The 19,430-nt window shown below is 41.4% G+C and carries 17 protein-coding genes and 2 tRNA genes; 9 read left to right on the top strand and 10 right to left on the bottom strand.

Translation table 11 applies throughout. The features are described 5' to 3' along the window. Nucleotides 1-5 precede the first annotated feature (5 nt). The 3 genes from K6V21_RS15180 to K6V21_RS15170 all read right to left on the bottom strand — a co-directional run bounded on the left by K6V21_RS15180 (nucleotide 6) and on the right by K6V21_RS15170 (nucleotide 1,737). Nucleotides 6-90, bottom strand: a tRNA-Ser gene (locus tag K6V21_RS15180). A gap of 195 nt (nucleotides 91-285) precedes the next feature. Then, complete coding sequence (locus K6V21_RS15175; RefSeq protein WP_224319128.1) at nucleotides 286-834, bottom strand: Hint domain-containing protein; 549 nt, start codon at nucleotides 832-834, stop codon at nucleotides 286-288. 465 nt (nucleotides 835-1,299) lie between these two features. After that, nucleotides 1,300-1,737 (bottom strand): DUF6078 family protein, encoded by a 438-nt coding sequence (locus K6V21_RS15170; RefSeq protein WP_224319127.1) that lies wholly within the window; start codon nucleotides 1,735-1,737, stop codon nucleotides 1,300-1,302. A 418-nt stretch (nucleotides 1,738-2,155) separates the two neighbouring features. On the opposite strand from K6V21_RS15170, the gene pflB reads away from it, so the two are divergent. Then, nucleotides 2,156-4,384, top strand: coding sequence for a formate C-acetyltransferase (pflB, locus tag K6V21_RS15165; RefSeq protein WP_224319126.1), 2,229 nt, complete (start codon nucleotides 2,156-2,158; stop codon nucleotides 4,382-4,384). A 1-nt stretch (nucleotide 4,385) separates the two neighbouring features. Next, nucleotides 4,386-5,111 (top strand): pyruvate formate-lyase-activating protein, encoded by a 726-nt coding sequence (gene pflA, locus K6V21_RS15160; protein WP_224319125.1) that lies wholly within the window; start codon nucleotides 4,386-4,388, stop codon nucleotides 5,109-5,111. Between the two features lie 106 nt (nucleotides 5,112-5,217). Here pflA and K6V21_RS15155 read toward each other — a convergent pair whose 3' ends face one another. Together K6V21_RS15155 and K6V21_RS15150 are read right to left on the bottom strand one after the other, a co-directional pair. Further along, the gene (locus K6V21_RS15155) at nucleotides 5,218-6,525 is read right to left on the bottom strand and encodes a porin family protein (protein WP_224319124.1); all 1,308 of its coding nucleotides are present in this window, start codon (nucleotides 6,523-6,525) and stop codon (nucleotides 5,218-5,220) included. Between the two features lie 15 nt (nucleotides 6,526-6,540). Then, nucleotides 6,541-7,089 (bottom strand): RNA polymerase sigma factor, encoded by a 549-nt coding sequence (locus K6V21_RS15150; protein ID WP_007213274.1) that lies wholly within the window; start codon nucleotides 7,087-7,089, stop codon nucleotides 6,541-6,543. Nucleotides 7,090-7,266: 177 nt separating this feature from the next. Between K6V21_RS15150 and K6V21_RS15145 the strand changes: the two genes are divergently transcribed. Next, nucleotides 7,267-7,965 carry a NigD-like protein gene (locus K6V21_RS15145; protein WP_217713808.1) on the top strand — a complete coding sequence of 233 codons (699 nt, stop codon included), beginning with the start codon at nucleotides 7,267-7,269 and terminating at the stop codon, nucleotides 7,963-7,965. Nucleotides 7,966-8,089: 124 nt separating this feature from the next. Here K6V21_RS15145 and K6V21_RS15140 read toward each other — a convergent pair whose 3' ends face one another. The 4 genes from K6V21_RS15140 to K6V21_RS15125 are packed head-to-tail and all read right to left on the bottom strand — an operon-like array spanning nucleotide 8,090 to nucleotide 12,279. Further along, nucleotides 8,090-9,106 carry a zinc-binding alcohol dehydrogenase family protein gene (locus K6V21_RS15140; RefSeq protein WP_224319123.1) on the bottom strand — a complete coding sequence of 339 codons (1,017 nt, stop codon included), beginning with the start codon at nucleotides 9,104-9,106 and terminating at the stop codon, nucleotides 8,090-8,092. Nucleotides 9,107-9,129: 23 nt separating this feature from the next. Beyond that, the gene (gene fucP / locus K6V21_RS15135; RefSeq protein WP_044272316.1) at nucleotides 9,130-10,389 is read right to left on the bottom strand and encodes an L-fucose:H+ symporter permease; all 1,260 of its coding nucleotides are present in this window, start codon (nucleotides 10,387-10,389) and stop codon (nucleotides 9,130-9,132) included. Nucleotides 10,390-10,405: 16 nt separating this feature from the next. After that, nucleotides 10,406-11,329, bottom strand: a complete 924-nt coding sequence (locus K6V21_RS15130) for an amidohydrolase family protein (RefSeq protein WP_224319122.1) — start codon at nucleotides 11,327-11,329, stop codon at nucleotides 10,406-10,408. Between the two features lie 17 nt (nucleotides 11,330-11,346). Next, a complete protein-coding gene (locus K6V21_RS15125; RefSeq protein WP_224319121.1) occupies nucleotides 11,347-12,279 on the bottom strand; it encodes an aldo/keto reductase in 933 nt (310 codons plus the stop codon). Nucleotides 12,280-12,460: 181 nt separating this feature from the next. On the opposite strand from K6V21_RS15125, the gene K6V21_RS15120 reads away from it, so the two are divergent. Then, nucleotides 12,461-13,477 (top strand): LacI family DNA-binding transcriptional regulator, encoded by a 1,017-nt coding sequence (locus K6V21_RS15120; RefSeq protein WP_224319120.1) that lies wholly within the window; start codon nucleotides 12,461-12,463, stop codon nucleotides 13,475-13,477. Between the two features lie 21 nt (nucleotides 13,478-13,498). On the opposite strand, the gene K6V21_RS15115 is transcribed toward K6V21_RS15120, so the two are convergent. After that, nucleotides 13,499-13,586 (bottom strand) — tRNA-Ser (locus tag K6V21_RS15115). A 434-nt stretch (nucleotides 13,587-14,020) separates the two neighbouring features. Here K6V21_RS15115 and K6V21_RS15110 point away from each other — a divergent pair. The 5 genes from K6V21_RS15110 (at nucleotide 14,021) to K6V21_RS15090 (ending at nucleotide 19,118) form a co-directional block, all read left to right on the top strand. Beyond that, nucleotides 14,021-14,977, top strand: a complete 957-nt coding sequence (locus tag K6V21_RS15110) for a bifunctional helix-turn-helix transcriptional regulator/GNAT family N-acetyltransferase (RefSeq protein WP_117693090.1) — start codon at nucleotides 14,021-14,023, stop codon at nucleotides 14,975-14,977. Between the two features lie 425 nt (nucleotides 14,978-15,402). Further along, a complete protein-coding gene (locus K6V21_RS15105) occupies nucleotides 15,403-16,251 on the top strand; it encodes an RteC domain-containing protein (RefSeq protein WP_117693092.1) in 849 nt (282 codons plus the stop codon). Nucleotides 16,252-16,462: 211 nt separating this feature from the next. Next, the gene (locus K6V21_RS15100; RefSeq protein WP_224319119.1) at nucleotides 16,463-16,822 is read left to right on the top strand and encodes a helix-turn-helix domain-containing protein; all 360 of its coding nucleotides are present in this window, start codon (nucleotides 16,463-16,465) and stop codon (nucleotides 16,820-16,822) included. Continuing rightward, the gene (locus K6V21_RS15095) at nucleotides 16,785-18,827 is read left to right on the top strand and encodes a bifunctional DNA primase/helicase (protein ID WP_224319118.1); all 2,043 of its coding nucleotides are present in this window, start codon (nucleotides 16,785-16,787) and stop codon (nucleotides 18,825-18,827) included. Before K6V21_RS15100 ends, K6V21_RS15095 begins: the two co-directional genes overlap by 38 nt. Nucleotides 18,828-18,839: 12 nt before the next feature. Beyond that, on the top strand, nucleotides 18,840-19,118 hold the full coding sequence (locus K6V21_RS15090) for a helix-turn-helix domain-containing protein (protein ID WP_175636857.1): 279 nt from the start codon (nucleotides 18,840-18,842) through the stop codon (nucleotides 19,116-19,118). The last annotated feature ends 312 nt before the right edge of the window (nucleotides 19,119-19,430 follow it).

Raw genomic sequence — 19,430 nt, 5'->3', positions numbered from 1 at the left:
TTCTGCGGAGAGACAGGGATTCGAACCCCGGGTACCTCGCAGTACAACGGTTTTCAAGACCGCCGCAATCGACCACTCTGCCACCTCTCCAAACTCCTCTTTCAAGAAGTGCTTTTCTCTTAAAGCGGTGCAAATTTACGATTCTTTTTTTATATCACAAACATTTCCGCACAAAAAACATCTTCTATGCCTAAATTTAGTGTATATACAAGAAGATTAGCCGATGCAATGAATCCCGCACCATTGCAAGTAAACAAAATCACTGCAAAGTGAATCGGAAACAGTTCATATATTTCCTCTCTCTTGTAATTTTCTAAATTCCTCTATAAGATCAGACACGTGTTGCCCCTCTTCTGAAACCGGGGGAGCAGGGGCAGAACGCCAAATATTTTGCAGAGAATCAAAATCTCCCACCGCAATGCCGTTACCAAAGAGGAAACTTTCTTCTTCCAGGCACAGGTTATACACTCTGTCATTGTACACTTCCGTGTAGAGGTTGTCTATTTCCTCAAAATCCCTGTCTGCAGTTTGCACTTTGTCGGTAGCGAGCAGTGCATTGACACGCTGTATGCCACGTTGTTCCGTTAGAACCGGATGGTCAGATGTCAGACGTATCCGTTTGCCGCTTTGAGTGACCAGCACAACTACTTTTTCTTCTATTCCAACAATGATATCCATTACCCGGACAGCCTTACCCGATACGGAAAATACCTTTTCTCCGACACGAATCGCATTAATTTGTTTCTCCTGCCCGTCCGCCATACGGATAAGGGTTTCCTGAGCAAAACACCTACTGTCCAAATTAATCTGTTCCTTTCTTTTTTCCGAGTTCATTTTTCTTACTTTTTTTTTTAAGTTTAACAAAGTCTTATTATTCAACAATTCAAATGGCACATTCTCCCAATTCGGTGGAAACGCTTCATATATTCCATGTCATTGTTGCGCACCTCCCAATCTCTAATATCTGTCTGCAAACAAGAATAAGACTTTTACAAAAGTAAGAAAAAAGCATTGTTTTGCAAATTTCAATTGCTTTTATTGTCTAAATCATCACTACGATTAAATGAGTGTTATAAGTCAGGAGATGAACATTCCTACGAAGAGAAATGAACGTTCCCATGAAGAGAAATGAGCGTTCCCATGAAGAGAAACGAGCGTTCCCATTAAAGGAAACTGTCGTTCCCATTAGGGGAAACCGCAGTTTCCATTAGGGGAAACGGTCGTTCCCAAGCGCAGAAAACTTCAACACATTATATATCAATATGATAAAGCACTTATATGAGGCCAGAAATGAACTCTTTAGTCTCCCCAATTATACCTATCCACATAATCATCAAAGTAGTCATCCAACTGGAGTCCGCACTCTTTGGCCAGACGAATGATATACTGCTGGTCGGCAGGCTTTATCACCCAGTCACCTTTACGGGCAAGATAGTAGTTCTTGCGTCCGAGGTGTGAAATGAGCCGCCATCTGAATGTACCAGAGACACTCACTGTCAGGGAATTCAATAATTGTGTGAATCCTTTAGCATAACGCACCGGCTTGTTCGAACGATAATATTCGCATTTTCCCTTCATGGCTTGCAGTTTTTGAGGAGTCAGGGTGGGCAGGAACGGATATTTTACGGGAGCATGCTCCAAAGCTATGTGACGCAGACAAGTAGAAGTCTTGGGGCAATCTGCAGATGCACATAAGCCAAAACCATAAGGCACTTGCGAGTAATCGAATGTTTCCATATCGTGTTTATTAATAATTGACGGCAAAGGTAAACAGAATAAATCAGGAAAAAGAGGAAAAGATTGAAAAGATTTAAGAGGAACAAAAGGTGGTAGTGACGGCAAGTGATTTGCCGTCACTTTTGTCAGCACTAAAAACATAGCTAATAATCAAGCAGATACACCACACGAGTGACGGTAAAACATTTTGTCTACACTAATAACACCCTATCTATCAACAAGATAATATAAAAGTGACGACAACCGACATAAAAACAAACTTTCCAGTGAGTGATGAAAGTGGCATACCTAACAATAGTTATTTTATGCTGTTCAACATAAAAAAGGCATATATATCCATACTATTACGGAAATATTTCCGTAATTTTGCAGCCCCAAAAGGATAACATTACATTTACCCACTAACAAAATGAATATTATGGAATTGAACAAAACCTTTATTGACGGGCTTTGGAGCAAAGAAATCAATGTCAGTGATTTCGTTAGTAAAAACATCGCGCCTTACACTGGAGACGCATCCTTCCTGCAAGGACCTACCGAGCGCACGAAAAAAATCTGGGAACTTTGTCTGAAAGCACTCGAAGAAGAAAGAGCCAACAACGGCGTTCGTTCTCTCGATCCTCATACCGTATCTACCATTACTTCACATCAGGCAGGTTATATAGATAAGGAGAATGAACTTATCGTTGGCTTGCAGACAGATGAGTTGTTGAAACGTGCTATCAAGCCGTTCGGTGGCATCAACGTAGTAATGAAAGCTTGCCGCGAAAACGGCGTAGAAATAGATGATAAGGTAAAAGATATCTTTACCCATTATCGCAAGACACACAATGACGGCGTATTCGATGTATATACTGAAGAGATTCGCTCATTCCGCTCATTGGGTTTCCTCACCGGACTTCCCGATAACTATGCCCGCGGGCGTATCATCGGCGACTACCGCCGTCTGGCACTTTATGGTATCGACCGCCTCATCGAAGCCAAAATGGAAGATTTGCACAATCTGACCGGTCCGATGACCGATGCCCGTATTCGCTTGCGTGAAGAAGTGGCAGAGCAGATCAAGGCTTTGAAAGATATTAAGATAATGGGCGAATATTACGGACTCGACCTCAGTCGTCCGGCTACTTCGGCACAGGAAGCCGTACAATGGGTGTACATGGCTTATTTGGCCGCTGTAAAAGAACAAGACGGTGCAGCCATGTCTTTGGGTAACGTCTCTTCGTTCCTCGACATCTTTATTGAATATGATCTGGCACACGGTAAAATCAATGAAACATTTGCCCAGGAGCTGATCGACCAGTTCGTTATCAAACTCCGCATGGTGCGCCATCTGCGTATGCAGTCATACAACGATATCTTTGCCGGAGACCCGACCTGGGTAACGGAAGCCATTGGCGGACGTTTCAACGACGGACGCGTAAAGGTAACAAAGACTTCCTTCCGCTTCCTGCAAACATTGTATAACCTCGGTCCTTCTCCCGAACCGAACCTGACGATATTGTGGGGACCTGAGTTGCCCGAAGGTTTCAAAGAATTTTGTGCCAAAGTATCTGTAGATACCAGCTCTATTCAATACGAAAATGATAATCTGATGCGCGAAGTACGTAACTGTGACGACTATGGTATCGCATGTTGTGTATCCTATCAGGCCATCGGCAAGCAGATACAGTTCTTCGGTGCACGTGCCAACCTGGCAAAAGCCTTGTTGCTTGCTATCAACGGCGGACGTTGTGAAAACACCGGCACTGTCATGGTAAAGGGTATTCCCGTATTGACCGGTGAAACATTGAAGTTTGAGGAAGTAATGTCGAACTACAAGAAAGTGCTGACCGAAATTGCCCGTGTTTATAATGAAGCAATGAACATCATCCACTTCATGCACGATAAGTATTATTACGAAAAGGCTCAGATGGCATTTATCGATACAAATCCACGCATTAATCTGGCTTATGGTGTAGCCGGTCTTTCCATTGCCATCGACTCACTGTCAGCCATCAAGAATGCAAAGGTTACAGCACGTCGTAACGACATCGGCTTAACGGAAGGTTTCGATATTGAAGGAACATTCCCTTGCTTTGGTAATAATGATGACCGTGTGGACCACCTCGGTGTGGACTTGGTATACTATTTCAGCGAAGAGCTGAAAAAGTTACCTGTTTACAAGAATGCCCGTCCTACCCTTTCATTGCTGACAATTACTTCCAATGTAATGTACGGTAAGAAAACAGGTGCCACCCCTGACGGACGTGCCAAAGGTGTAGCTTTCGCCCCGGGTGCCAACCCGATGCACGGACGCGATAAGAACGGTGCCATCGCATCGTTGAGTTCCGTAGCTAAGTTGCGTTATCGTGACTCACAGGACGGTATCAGTAATACGTTCTCAATCGTTCCGAAATCTCTCGGCCCGACACCGGAAGACCGTGTTGAAAACCTGGTAACAATGATGGACGGTTACTTTACTAAAGGTGCACACCACCTGAACGTAAACGTACTGAACCGTGAAATGCTGGAAGATGCCATGGAGCATCCGGAAAAGTATCCGCAACTGACGATTCGTGTTTCCGGCTATGCTGTGAATTTTGTGAAGTTGAGCCGAGAACACCAGTTAGAGGTCATCAGCCGTAGTTTCCACGAAAGGATGTAATATGATAAACGTACACTCCTACGAAAGTATGGGAACATTCGACGGGCCGGGTCTCCGGCTCGTCGTTTTCCTGCAAGGCTGTCCGTTCCGTTGTCTGTATTGTGCCAACCCGGATACAATAGACGCAAAAGGGGGTACACCTACTCCACCGGAAGAAATTCTGCAAATGGCTATCAGCCAGAAAGTATTTTTCGGAAAAAAGGGTGGCATCACATTCTCAGGCGGTGAACCTACATTACAGGCCGAAGCGCTTATACCTCTGTTCAAAGATTTGAAAGCAAACGGCATTCACATCTGCCTGGATACCAATGGCGGCATCTGGAATGAAAAAGTAGAAGAATTATTGAGCCTGACGGATTTAGTGCTACTGGATCTCAAAGAATTCAATCCCGAACGCCATAAGAAGCTGACCGGATGCAGCAATGCAAAAACTTTGCATACGGCCGCCTGGTTGGAGGAACAGAACCGCCCTTTCTGGCTACGCTATGTATTAGTGCCGGGATATAGTGATTTTGAGGAAGATATCCGCAGTTTGGGCGAACATCTCGGCCAATATAAAAGTATACAGCGGGTAGAAATACTTCCCTATCATCGCCTGGGCGTGCATAAGTACGAAGCTATGGGATGGGATTACCAATTGAAAGAAGTAAAAGAAAACACTCCCGAACTGCTGGAACGTGCGGAAAAGTTATTCAAGGAATACTTCGAAACGGTTATAGTAAACTAAAATAAAGGAGTGGTAGGGTGATAAAGTGGTAGTGAGATAACGCTCTGTGATATACAGCGCAGCTACTTTATCACCCTACCACTCTATCACTCTTTATTCATACTGATTAGTAAGTCAGACGGATACCTGCCTGCAACGTAAAGTTCGTCGGGTTTTCCTTTCGTATAGTCTCTATCGGAGAGCCATCGTCAAAGAAATAGGAAACACCGGGCTCTACATATATTCCCACTCTATTACTAATATTATATTGAGCACCTACCGCACCCATTACAGATAATTGCACGGGTTTCACCGTTTCCTTTTCGCTTCCTACCTTACCATAGACGCACTTCTCTATTGCACCACCAGCAGATACATATACCGTGAAACGTTTGTCATTAACGAAACTCCAGTTCGCACGCACCGGAATACCGATATAGTGCAGTTTTTGATCTGTCTTTTCCGAACTATTTTCATATGTTATTTCAGACGACAGCATCGTATAAGTCACACCGGTTTCCACAGAAAAGTTTTTCGGCAATGCTTTCCGTACCGATAAGCCGAAACTAAGAGGTTGCTTATGCTTGATATTTTTAACCTGACGGGTATTTTTCCGCAGATAAGGTACTCCACCTTCAAATACCAGTTCTTGTCCTTCAGGAATATCCAGAATACCACTGGAAACATTCGGTAAATCCAGTTTATCACTAAACATCGGAGTTGAATTCGGACCTGAGTGCATACCGCCATTTGTATTATCCAGCGACGCAAGTGCTCCCGTATTTCCTACAGACATGCCAACCGCCCAACCTTTATTTCCGGCAGATGATTTCTTTTCAGTAGGCAAATGGAGTTTATCTCTACTGGAAGGACGATACACTTCGCGTTCCTTCTTTTCAGGAATCGAAGATGAAGTTTCCGTTTCCTTTGCCTGTTCCGTTTTTTCCGTCGCTTCTGTCACATTTGAATTCAAATCTGAATTCACTATTTCTTCTTGTCGGTTCACGTTTACTTCCTGAACATTGCTTTCCGTCTCCAAATGCTGCGCTACAAGAGCTTGATGACGAGAATCCCCTTGTTCAATGACTCGCCGGATAACAGGTTCCGGCTGTTCTCCTTGAGTATCCGGCTTTGTCTGTTCCGGCAATACATCAGGTATCGTTGCCAGAGCCGGTTCAGCTGCACGACGCACCTCGTCCACTACCGGACTTTGCAGCAACCACAAGCTGACAGACGAGACAGCCACCAGCACAACTGCCGCAGCCGTCATCGCCCAACGACGGAACATGATCTGTTTCTTCTTCCCTACAGACATGGGTGCGGAGACAGGCAATACCTTCTCCAACCGTTCCCAGCCGGTATCAGGCAACGGTTCGGAATAATCATCCAGCCGCTCCTTTATCTTTTTCAACCACAATTCATCATCTTTCATCATACGTCCTTTCCTTCATTAAGCATTGTTCTTCATCCACTCCCGCACTTTTGTAGCCAAAGTGGCTTTGGCGCGTGTCAGCTGCGAAGCCGATGACTTCTCATTAATACCCAGCATCTGGGCGATTTCCTTATGAGACTTTTCTTCAAATATATATAAGTTGAATACGGTGCGATAACCGGCAGGTAATTCACTGATAAACTGCATCAGCACCTTCTGAGGAATAGTTTCCACTGTCGAAGCATCGGGTTCCTCGTACGTTTCGGGTACGTTGTCCAGCCCCTCCGACTGGTTTATTACATCATTCTTGCGCAAGTATTGCAGCGCCGTATTCACCATAACACGCTCCATCCACGCCCGCAAGGATCCATCACCTCGCCAAGTGAATTTATCAAAAGAATCGAAGAGCTTCAGGAAACCATCGTGCATGAGGTCTTCTGCTGTATCACGGTCACCCGCATAACGAAGACACACGCTGAGCATCCGCCCTGCATAGCGCTCGTACAGCTCCTTCCTGGCAAGGTTGTCGCCTTGCCTGCACCGTCCTGCCAGTTCCTGTTCTTCCATTCTTTCCTTTGACACGTGTTTACCTTATAAATGCGGCAAAGATAGAAATACTGCACGTAGCGAGCAAGAAATTAACTCTTTTGTTTCTTTAACAGTCCTTTATGCAGTATTCACCCTCATATTGCATTTTTTGGATACATGGAGAAAATTAAGATTAACACCAAAAAACAACAACTGATGAAGAAGCTGAGATTTTATTCGGTAGTATTTACATTTGCACTTTTAATAATACCGATGTTACAGTCTTGTCTGAATGATGATGACGAAAATCGTGGTACCCGTTTCACAATCGGTACTATAGAAGTTATAGGAGAAAAGGAATACTTTTTTAATCTGGATGACGGTGATAAGATGTATCCCAGTGATACTACTTACATCCATAACTACACAGTGAAAAACAACCAACGTGTATTTATTCATTTCCTTCCATTGGAAGAAGATATCCCGGGCTATGACTATAATGTGAAGCTTATCCAACTTGAGAACATACTGACAAAAGATATTATTCCACTTACCGAGGAAACAGCTGACAGCATCGGTAATGACCGTATCAATGCTACCTCATTATGGATTACGGGGAATTATCTGAACATAGAGCACCAGTTCTTCCACAGCAATAATCCAGATAAGAAGCACATGCTGAACCTGGTTATTAATGAAACGGCCGAAACACCTGATCCGGAAGACGAATATTTCACTTTGGAGTTCCGGCACAATGCTTATAACGATGAACAACGTACGCCGGGTTGGGGAATCGTATCATTCAGACTGGATGAAATAACCGAGCAATTGGCAGGAAAGAAAGGATTAAAAATAATCGTCAATACGATTTATGACGGAAAACAAACCTATAGGATAGATCTGAAAAAAGAGTAAAATAGGATTAAACAATAAGAGACCAACCTAAACTGACCGATTGAAGACGGAGAGGGTGCATTCCTACAGTGAATGCACCCTCTTTTACTTCAAAAAAGCCTTATTTAAAAGACCTTGAAATCTCTTATAACTGTACAAGGATACGGAATACTTTTCCAGGATTAGCCGCCCACTCCGTCATAGCTTCCAATGCATCTTCAGGTACTGCTACCTTCGTTATTAATTCTTCTACCGGGCAAGTTCCTGCCTTCATATAGTTGATTACCGCACGAAAGTCGGCCGGCAATGCATTTCTGGAACCACGTATATCCAATTCTTTCTGGACAAAATACTTCGTTTGGAAAGCGACTTCACTCTTCGCATAGCCAATGCAAACGACACGCCCTGAAAAAGCAACTTCATCCACAGCCATTACATAAGTCACAGGACTACCGACAGCCTCAATCACAACATCAGCTCCAAAGCCTTCCGTAATCTCTTGAATCCGGCTATGCACATCTTCCATTTTAGAATTAACCGTATGAGACGCTCCCATTCTCCGAGCCAGCTCCAACTTCTCATCATCCAGGTCCACAGCAATAACAATGGCACCTCTGAGAGCGGCACGAACAATAGCACCTATACCAATCATACCGCAACCGATGACCATCACATATTCATTGTCAATCACCTGACCGCGCGAAACGGCATGAAATCCCACACTCATCGGCTCAATCAAGGCACAATCACGCGGAGAGATATTACCTGCCGGAATAATTTTAGTCCAAGGCAATACAGCATACTCACACATCACGCCATTCCGCTGCACTCCCAATGTTTCATTATGTTCGCAGGCATTGACACGACCATTGCGGCACGAAGCACATTTACCACAATTAGTATATGGATTCAGAGTCACATTCATTCCTTTTTCGAATCCTGCCGGAACATCCGGACCTATTTCTTCAATGACCGCGCCTACTTCGTGCCCCGGCACTACAGGCAACTTCACCATCGGATTACGCCCCAGGAAGGTGTTCAAATCGGAACCACAGAAACCTACATATTTAATTCTCACTAACACCTCACCGGCACCAACCACCGGTTTTTCAAGTTCAACCACCTTCATTTCAGAGGGATTGACTATTTGAACTGCTTTCATTTTATATATTTGAAATTAATTGTTTAATCAATAACCTTATAACCTTTCCAGCCATAGTAGGCACAGAATATAAAGCAAATCATCGGTACACAGTAAGCTGCATAATAAATGTGCTCATTGGCGTGCATGAAATAAGCCGTCAACTGAGGGAGACAGGCATTACCGACAATAGCCATCACGAGAAAAGCCGAACCACTTTTTGTCTGGTCGCCCAATCCCTTCAGAGCCAGAGAGAACTGGGTAGGATACATAATAGACATGAAGAAAGAGATAGCCAGCATAGCATATAATCCTACCATACCTCCCCAAATCATTACCACTCCGCATAAAAGAATATTCATTAAGGAATAAACCAACAACATATCCTGCGGACGGAATTTCACCATCAGTCCTGTACCAATCCAGCGCCCTACAAGGAAAGCAAGCATATAAAGTCCGAAGAAAGTTGTTGCGGTTTCTTCCGGAAGCCCTGCATAAGAGCAGCAATAGACAAGGAATAAACTATTGATCGCTGTCTGCCCGCCATTATAAAAGAACTGCGCAATTACTCCCCAACGCAAGTGTGAATGTTTCAGCACACCAAAATCAATCAGCTTTTCTTTCTTTGAACCGGAAGAAGGAGTCTTACTTTCATCTCCTATCTGCGGCAATTTTGAAAATACAAATACCACAGCTATGATCACCAACAGCAAAGCCAGCATCAGATAAGGGAACTTCATAGCATCCGTCTCTACTTGTATATAAGCCTGCCAGCCACCCGGATAATCTACGGGTAAAGTATCACGTGTATAATGCGTGCCACTCAGAATCAGTTTACTCAGAAACATAGCGGAAATAAAGGCGCCGAGTCCGTTGAAAGATTGTGCCAGATTCAACCGTCGCGGTGCTGTTTCGGGCGCACCCAAAACGGTAACATACGGATTGGCAGCAGTCTCCAGGAAACACATACCGGTAGCTATGATAAAGAATATGCAGAGATAGGCCCAATAGGCTTTCAACATGGCAGCCGGAAAAAAGAGCAAACCACCCAATGCCGCCAACAATAAACCGAAAATAATGCCTGCTTTGTAGCTATAACGCTTCATGAACATAGCTATCGGAATCGGGAAAATGAAGTAAGCAAGCCAATAGGCAGTTTCGGTAAATGACGCCTCAAAGGTGTTCAGTTCACAGGTTTTCATCAACTGCCGTATCATTGTCGGGAGCAGATTGCTGCTAATTGCCCAAAGGAAAAAAAGGCAGAAGACCAGCGCCAAAGGTATCGTATAAGTATTTTTTTTCATACGTATTATTATCTTCTTATTCAGACATGTTTTTGATATATGGCAATACGGGAAGATCAGTAAATCCATAGAATTTCCGGGCATTTTCTCCAAGGAACAGCCTTTTTTCATCTTCCTGCAAATCGGGTGATTTCACTATAAAATCATACGACATTTTGTAAGTGATTGCGGTAATAGTACGCGGATAATCCGATCCCCACATCAGTTTCTCCATCCCGACCAGTTCGGCAGCTTCCCGTATAGCTTTTACTGCTCCCTTAAAAGGATAGAACTCATCATTGAAAAGCCAGGTTATTCCTCCGGATTCAATCATCACATTGGGATGAAGAGCCAGCCGTATCTGCTCTTCCCAATCCGGACGTGTCACCATTCCGAAATGCCCGATAGCAATTCTCAACCGGGGACATTCCTGAATAACCTCCTGCATCTCGGGAACTTGCGTTGCTCCGTCCGCCAAGTCTATGGAAAGCATCACATCCCGTTCTTCCATATAGCGGAACATCCGCATCATCTCTTCACTATTCAGCATCACCCGTCCTTCTTTAAGCAACAGGCGTTGAGCCGGAATTTTAATAGCTTTGAAACCTCTTGCTATTAGTTCTTTTGCCTGTGCCAGAAACCCGGGCTTACGAAACTCACACATTCCGCAAACAAAGAAGCGATCGGGATAACGGGAAATAACTTCTGCCAGATATTCATTCTGAATACCATCAATAAATTCCTGTGTAATAACGGCAGCAGCCACTTGCGCATAGTCCATGTTCGACAGGAAAACTTCTGCACTATTCACCCCGTCCATCATAAAGGGAGGAACCATTTGGCGGATTTCTCCCATAAACAACGAACGTCCATTATCCAGCGTACGAATGGGCAGATCATCCACCACCGTATCTTGCCGCAACCATAAATGGGCATGGGCATCAATTATTGTATAGTCCATATAGACAGCTGTTTTTTTTAAGAGTTAGCCCAACTTACTCGTTGCTGTTCCCCAATAATTTTCTGTACTTCATGCACCAGCGTCCAGTCAATCGGCTCTTCAATAAAAGAGACATTCTTTTTCACATTCAGCGGATTGGCCGTACTAAACAATGTAGTCGCAATCCGAGGATTACTAACAGAGAACTGCATAGCTAATTTCTCAATGGGATAATTTCTCGCTTTACAATGTTCCATTGCTTTGCGACAAGCATCCACCAAAGGTTCCGGAGCCGGATGCCATGCAGGAACGCCTCGTTCGCTCAACAATCCCATGGATAGCGGAGAGGCATTTATCACGCCTATTCCCTTCGATTCAAAATAATCAAGAAAATCCGCTAGCTTGTCATCGCACAGGCAATAATGGCAGAAATTGAGTATAGATTCTACCGTACCGCTCGGAGAGTGGTCAATTACCCATTTCAGGTTTTCGAGTTGCAAATCAGTGATTCCGACATGGCCGACAACTCCTTTTTCACGCAGTTCTACCAATGCCGGTAATGTCTCATTAACAATCTGGTTCAGATCAGCAAACTCAATATCGTGCACATTAATCAAATCGATAAAGTCGATATTCAGACGTTCCATACTCTCATATACACTTTCTACCGCACGCTTTGCAGAGTAATCCCAAGTATTGACACCATCTTTTCCATAACGTCCCACTTTGGTAGAAAGATAATACCGGTCACGTGGAATATCTTTCAAAGCTTTTCCTAAAACAGTCTCTGCTTTATAATGCCCATAATAAGGGGAGACATCTATAAAATTCATGCCCGATTCGACAGCAGTAAACACAGCCTCAATTCCTTCTTTCTCTTTAACATCATGGAAAACCCCTCCTAAAGAAGAAGCTCCAAAACTGAGAGATGATACTTTCATCCCTGTCTTTCCGATTTCATGGTATTGCATAACTAATTAAATTTAAAAGTTTTTAGATGCGACAAAAATAGGACAAGAATAAATTCAGGACAGCATATAAGAAGCGAAAACAATACGTAATGGTTTACGTAAAAAAAACATCCTTCTATACTGTCTTTTATCGGGGAATGTGTTTTCTTTGTAAACGAATCTAATATAGCAGACTTAAAACATGGAATATCGGAAACATACTTCATTAAAAGATCTCGCCCAAGCATTAGGCGTATCCATCCCCACTGTATCCAGGGCACTAAAAGACAGTCCTGAAATTAGCAGTGAGCTTTGCGCTAAAGCCAAGAAGCTGGCAAAAGAAATGAATTACCGCCCCAACCCTTTTGCCATGAGTCTGCGAAAAAACACCCCGCGTATCATTGGAGTCGTCGTACCGGATATCGTTACCCATTTCTTCGCATCCATCCTGAACGGGATAGAGAATATGGCAGTGGACAACGGATACTTTGTTATCATCACCACTTCACATGAATCCTACGAATATGAGAAAAGGAACATTGAGAATTTAGTCAATATGCGGGTGGAGGGTATCATTGCCTGTCTGTCCCAAGAAACTACAGATTATGCTCATCTTGCCGCCCTGAAGGACATTAATATGCCACTCATCCTCTTCGACCGTGTTTGCCTGACCGACCAGTTTTCTTCGGTAGTAGCAGATGGAGTGCAATCGGCACAAATGGCTACCCAACATTTATTGGATACAGGTAGTAAACGAGTGGCTTTCATAGGAGGAGCTAACCATTTGGATATTGTGACAAAAAGAAAACACGGTTACCTGGAAGCTCTTCGTGACAATCATATTCCCATTGAAAAAGAACTGGTAATCTGTCGGAAAATAGATTATGAAGAGGGCAAAATAGCAACGGAAGCCTTGTTATCCCTTCCTCAACCTCCCGATGCCATTCTTGCCATGAATGACACATTAGCCTTTGCCGCCATAGAAGTTATTAAAAGTCACGACCTTCGCATTCCGGAAGATATAGCTATCATCGGTTATACAGACGAACAACATGCCAACTATGTAGAACCAAAACTATCGGCAGTATCACATCAGACCTATAAAATGGGAGAAACGGCTTGTCGTTTATTAATAGACCAAATCAAAGGGAATAGAACAGTCAGGCAAGTAATCATTCCGACAAATCTGCAAATCAGGGAAAGTAGTAGAAAGAAATAATAAAAACGGGTTATCAACCTGCGGAGAGACGGGGATTCGAACCCCGGATACCCTTTAGGGGTATACACGCTTTCCAGGCGTGCCTCTTCAACCACTCGAGCATCTCTCCTTGTATATTCCGGTAAGTATTTTCAATAAAAAAGCAGCCATTATTTAGCTGCTTTTAGCGGAGAGACAGGGTTCTGAACCCAGCCATCTAACCACCTATATTTCAGCTTGTTTAGCTTCCAATATTTCAAATAGGTAACGAAACAGTAACGATTTTCACTGACGCTTTTGTCTGGCTTTGTCCGCTGTTTGTCTGCCTATCTCACGGGTTCAAAGATACAACTCTTTTCCGAATTGCGCAAATGTCTGAATATAAATATTTCAGCTTAGGTGTAAGGTGCAAGCTATATATAGATATATACTTGCACCTTACACCTAAATCTTCACTAAACTTTTTTATATATGCAAGTTTTATTGAATAAACATTTGCATATACAAAAGTACTTTCATATATTTGCATCAAAATATAAAAGTACTTTCATAAAACTTTAAAAAATGGACGAATTTATAAAATTAGGCTATTTAGCAGGTGCAACAAGATTTAGAAGAATAAGCGACAAGTTGTACATAGATGGAAACAAACTATACAGTGATGAAAATGTACAGTTTAAAGCAAGTTGGTTTTCAGTATATTACGCATTATCCGTATCCGAAAAGCCATTGACTGTATTAGATTTAGCTAATATTATTGGCTTTTCTCACATAACAGTTAAAAACATAATAAGAGAAATGGAAAATGAGAATTTAGTTCAAATAGAGCAAAATATTAAAGACAAAAGGTCTAAAATAATTCATTTATCAGAAAAGGGAATTTCAGAACTTCCAAAGTTACGAGAACTGTGGAAGAAGTTCTCAATCGCTCTTCAAAGTATATTAGAAGAAGGACATCCTGATATTTTAAATATTTTAGCCCGCATAGATAACAAAATGGATAGTTGCCATATTTATGATATAAAAGAAAATAATTCGCTTATTAATATATTAGATTATAGACCATCACTAAAAAATTCGTTTACCACATTAGTTGGTAATTGGTTATCAGATATGCTAAACGGAAAATTAGAGCAGGAAGATTTATTTACTATAAATAATCCGGGTGAGGCATATTTATTAAATGGTGGCTTTGTTTTTTTTGCGGAATATCATAATAATATAGTAGGATGTGTAGCATTAAAAAGATTAGATGAAAATCAATTTGAATTTGCAAAGCTAATTGTAGCAGAAGAAGCTCGCAGATTAGGAGTAGCAACTAAATTAATTGAAAGATGTATTGCAAGATGTAAAGAAAATAAAGTTTCTAAGTTATGGCTACAAACGACTAACAAATTAGTTGGAGCACATAAACTATATTATAAAATGGGATTTGTAGATGAAAAAGCTCCTTTATCCATGAATGTTCTTAATAGAACTGAAAAAATAATGATGCTTCAATTAAGCATTGATAATTTATAAATAGTAATGTAAACTTAACTTTTACAATTCATGCACCTATAAATGTGATAATAGATATTTAATTGAGGGTTATTACTCCAAAGTATCAACATAATACTATACAAAACATCATATATAAAAAAGGTGGATAAATTGGCATAAGCATTAGTGTAATAAGAATATATATGATAAATATTATTGGATATTTTGGATTGATATTTAATTTGTTGTCAATGACAATGAAAAATATTATTCATTTGCGGTTATTAGCCTTATGTGGTAACTTGATATATATAATATATGGATTTCTATTAAATTCAATGCCCTTTCTGATAGGATGTACAATTGCTGTAATCATTCAGGGTTATCACATATATAAATTAATATGGATAAATAAAATTAGTCAATAAATCAATCACGTAAAGTAAATTTATTTACACTAAAATATGAAACATTTTTTAGATAAAATAATATCTAAAATCAATACAGAAATAGAAACATCCTGTATAGATAGTGATATATCTCCTGATAAAGCTATATATATGATTGATTTTATTAAACCATTATTTGAAGAATTAAGAGAGTTTATACATCAATACACTTTTCAAGATGAGAATGAAGAAATATCATTCTTTAAAAACGTTAAGCCGTTTATTCTAAGTAAACTGATATATTTCAATGATATATACACACTTGAATTAAGAAAACCCAATGGTAGCAAAGAGGTTCTTAAAGAGTATTATAAAAAGAAACAAACAACAATAACAGAGTTTTGCAATGCCAATCTTGACTTCTACCAGTATTATCGTTCTAAAGCGACTCACTTAGATAGATATTATTTCCTTAGAGGACATGAAAATTATAAACTATGCCATAACTGTTGTATGTTCGATAAAGACCCACTGTTTTCTACATGTTGTGACCATAGGGTTGCTAAAATGTTGGCTTATGATATGCTGGAAATTTATCTGCAGCAACGATTACAAGATGTCGAAAAACAAGAAATAATAAGTATTAGCCGGGCTTCACTACCGGATAACCCTTTTCGATGGACTGGGACTAAAATTGCTGCTATCGAATTGGGCTATGCCATATATGCTGCCGGAGTTTTGAATGATGGCAACGCTGATATTAAAGAGATTATGACTTATATAGAAGCATCGTTCAAAATAGACTTAGGGGACTATTACCGAACTTATCTTGCAATCAGAGAGAGAAAAAAAGATAAAACATCATTCCTTACTAACCTTATAAATAAGCTGTTGCGCAAAATGGACGAAGACGACAAACTATAATAAACTTCCTCTAAAAAACTACCAAGTTACTACCAACTTGGTAGTTTTTTTATGTCCTATCCTAAAGGGGATTTTTACCATCTTTTCCTCTTATTTCACCCTATTTCAATACCAATTTCCACAAAAAAATAAATCAACCAACTTGGTTGTATCTTGTAAGTTTTATCTTTTGGAACACCCGACCTTTGCAGCAAATCAATTAGTTAGCAAAATGGAGATAATAACATTCGAGTCAAAAGCCTATAAGGAATTAGACAACAAAATTACCGCTATCGCCGATTATATATTCAATCACACAGAAGCGGAAAGTACTAACGAGGATGAAATTTGGGTGGATAGTTACGAGGTCTGCACATTTTTGAAAATCAGTGAAAAGACACTCCAACGTCTGCGAGTGGCTGGAACTATTGCCTACTCTAATATTCGAGGACGTTACTTCTACAAAATCAGCGAAGTAAAACGGATGCTGGAAGAACGCCTGATAAAAAGCAATAAGGAGAATATTAACGACCTGATAAACAACCACCAGCTATATGTTAAGGAAAGAAAAAATATTAGAAAGGACAAGTAACGGGCTATCTGTATTCAAGCACTATGTACCCGGTAATTGGCGGATAGGTCGAAATTTCTTGAACCCGCTTTATGAAGATAATAAAGCGTCCTGTAATATCTATTTCGACCGCCGAAGTGGTATATATAAGATGAAAGATTTTGGCAATGACAATTATAGCGGTGATTGTTTCTTTTTCGTGGGGCAACTTAAAGGGTTGGACTGCAATAATTCGATGGATTTTATAGAAATACTGGAAACCATAGACCGGGATTTGGGATTGGGACTGGCAACAGGCAATCCGATACCAGTTACCCGTACTTCTTGCCGTATAGTAGATGATATACCGGAAGAAACACCTGAAAAGGAAAGCAAACCTTACCAGTTCAGGGAACAGAAATTTCCGCTTGCCGAATTGATGTACTGGCAACAGTATGGTATCACACCGGAAGTGTTGGAACTCTATAAGGTGTGTTCCCTACGGGACTTTCAGAGTGTAACGGCGGATGGAACACCGTTCACTTATACTTCATCCGTAACAGAACCTATGTACGGGTATAAAAGTAAACGGTATATAAAGCTATATCGTCCGTTCTCGAAAACTCGTTTCCTATATGGTGGTAACTTCGGGGAAAACTATTGTTTCGGATTGGAACAACTGCCCGCAAAGGGTGATACACTGTTTATTACGGGCGGTGAAAAAGATGTCATGTCATTGGCGGCACATGGTTTTCATGCTATCTGCTTCAACAGTGAAACGGTGACTATCCCACCTACCCTGATTTATAAACTGACGTTCCGTTTTAAACATATCATCCTATTGTATGATACCGATAAAACGGGCAAGGAAAGCGCACGCAAACAGGAAAAGCAGTTGGAAGAATTTGGAGTAAAACGGTTGCTTCTACCGCTTTCCGGTACAAAAGAGGAAAAGGATATTTCCGATTATTTCAAGGCAGGGAATACCCGTGAAGATTTCCTGAAATTGTTTATCGAGTTTTTAGATAACCTATATAGTGATACATTGATTATGCTTAAATCGTGCGAAATAGACTTCAACAATCCCCCGGCAAAAGCACAGGTGATAATCTCTGCCGGGGACGTTCCACTGGGAACACAAGGCAACCTGTTCGGCATTACTGGTGGCGAGGGAACGGGAAAAAGTAATTATATAGCCGCCATGTTGGCGGGCTTTATCTGCCAACCGGATAAGGAAGTAGATACGCTCGGCATACAGATAGCCGCCAACAGTAAACATAAAGCGGTATTACTCTATGATACGGAACAGTCCGAAGTACAACTGTTCAAGAATGTAAGTAACCTGCTGGCACGTGCGAAACAACCGAACAAACCGGAAGAACTGAAAGCATTTTGTCTAACAGGTATGTCCCGCAAAGAGCGACTGCACGCTATTGTTCAAAGTATGGATAAGTTTTATTACCAATACGGGGGCATACAATTAGTCGTGATAGATGGTATTGCCGACCTTGTAAAAAGTGCTAATGATGAAGTGGAAAGCGTAGCGGTTATAGATGAACTATACCGACTGGCAGGAATTTATAATACTTGTATTCTCTGCGTGCTGCATTTCGTACCCAATGGTTTGAAGCTGCGGGGGCATTTAGGCTCGGAATTACAACGAAAGGCGGCAACTATCCTTTCCATCGAAAAAGACGAAGAACCCACACAATCAGTAGTGAAAGCCCTGAAAGTAAGGGACGGTAGCCCGTTGGATGTTCCCTTGATGCTCTTTTCGTGGGACAAGGCAGCCGGGATGCACCTTTACAGGGGTGAAAAGACCCGTGAGGAAAAAGAGAAGCGCAAGGAAAAGGAATTGGTCGGGGTTGCTCGTGACGTGTTCGGCAGACAGGAACATATAACCTACATAGACCTGTGCGAACAGATACAGCAGATTTTGGACGTGAAAGAACGTACCGCAAAAAGCTATATCCGCTTTATGCGTGAACGGGATATTATCATTAAAGACCCGTCTAACCAAAGTTATTTTATGATTGGTTTAATTTAATCAGGTAGCCTTATGTATATAGACAGAGAAGATTTCATAGCATGGATGGAACGTATCATGGATAGGTTCGATATGCAGGACAAGAAGATAGACCGGGTGATAAACGGACGTAATTGTTTGGATGGGGAAGAACTACTGGATAATCAGGACTTGTGCCTGCTTCTGAAAGTAGCACCCCGAACACTGACCCGTTACCGGAAAAAGGGAATACTCCCTTTCCTTATGCTGGACGGTAGATGTTATTACCGTGCTACGGACGTACACAAGTTAATCCGTGAGAAAACTGATTAATTTTTTCTTTTCCAATGGCTTTCAATCCTGTTTTGTCGTGAGATAAGGCAGGATTTTCTTTTTACTATTCGGGTATATCCGGGACTTTCCGTATATTTGCAACAGTTTCATAAGACAATAGCAGCATAGGTTAGCCTATTGCTTTTATATATAACATAGCGTTCGCAGAACGTCTCAACGTAGAAAACTGGTAATTTTCAAAGAGAAGAGATTTATGCGCAATGTTCATGCTATACTTCTGTATAGCGTGAGCTTGCCTGTTTCTTCTCTTAGGCGTACCAGTGCCTCTACGTTGGAATAGTGTGAGTTCAC

Source organism: Bacteroides cellulosilyticus, assembly GCF_020091405.1.
In the GTDB taxonomy this organism is placed as follows: Bacteria; Bacteroidota; Bacteroidia; order Bacteroidales; family Bacteroidaceae; genus Bacteroides.
This window is presented reverse-complemented; position numbering and strand designations above follow the sequence as displayed.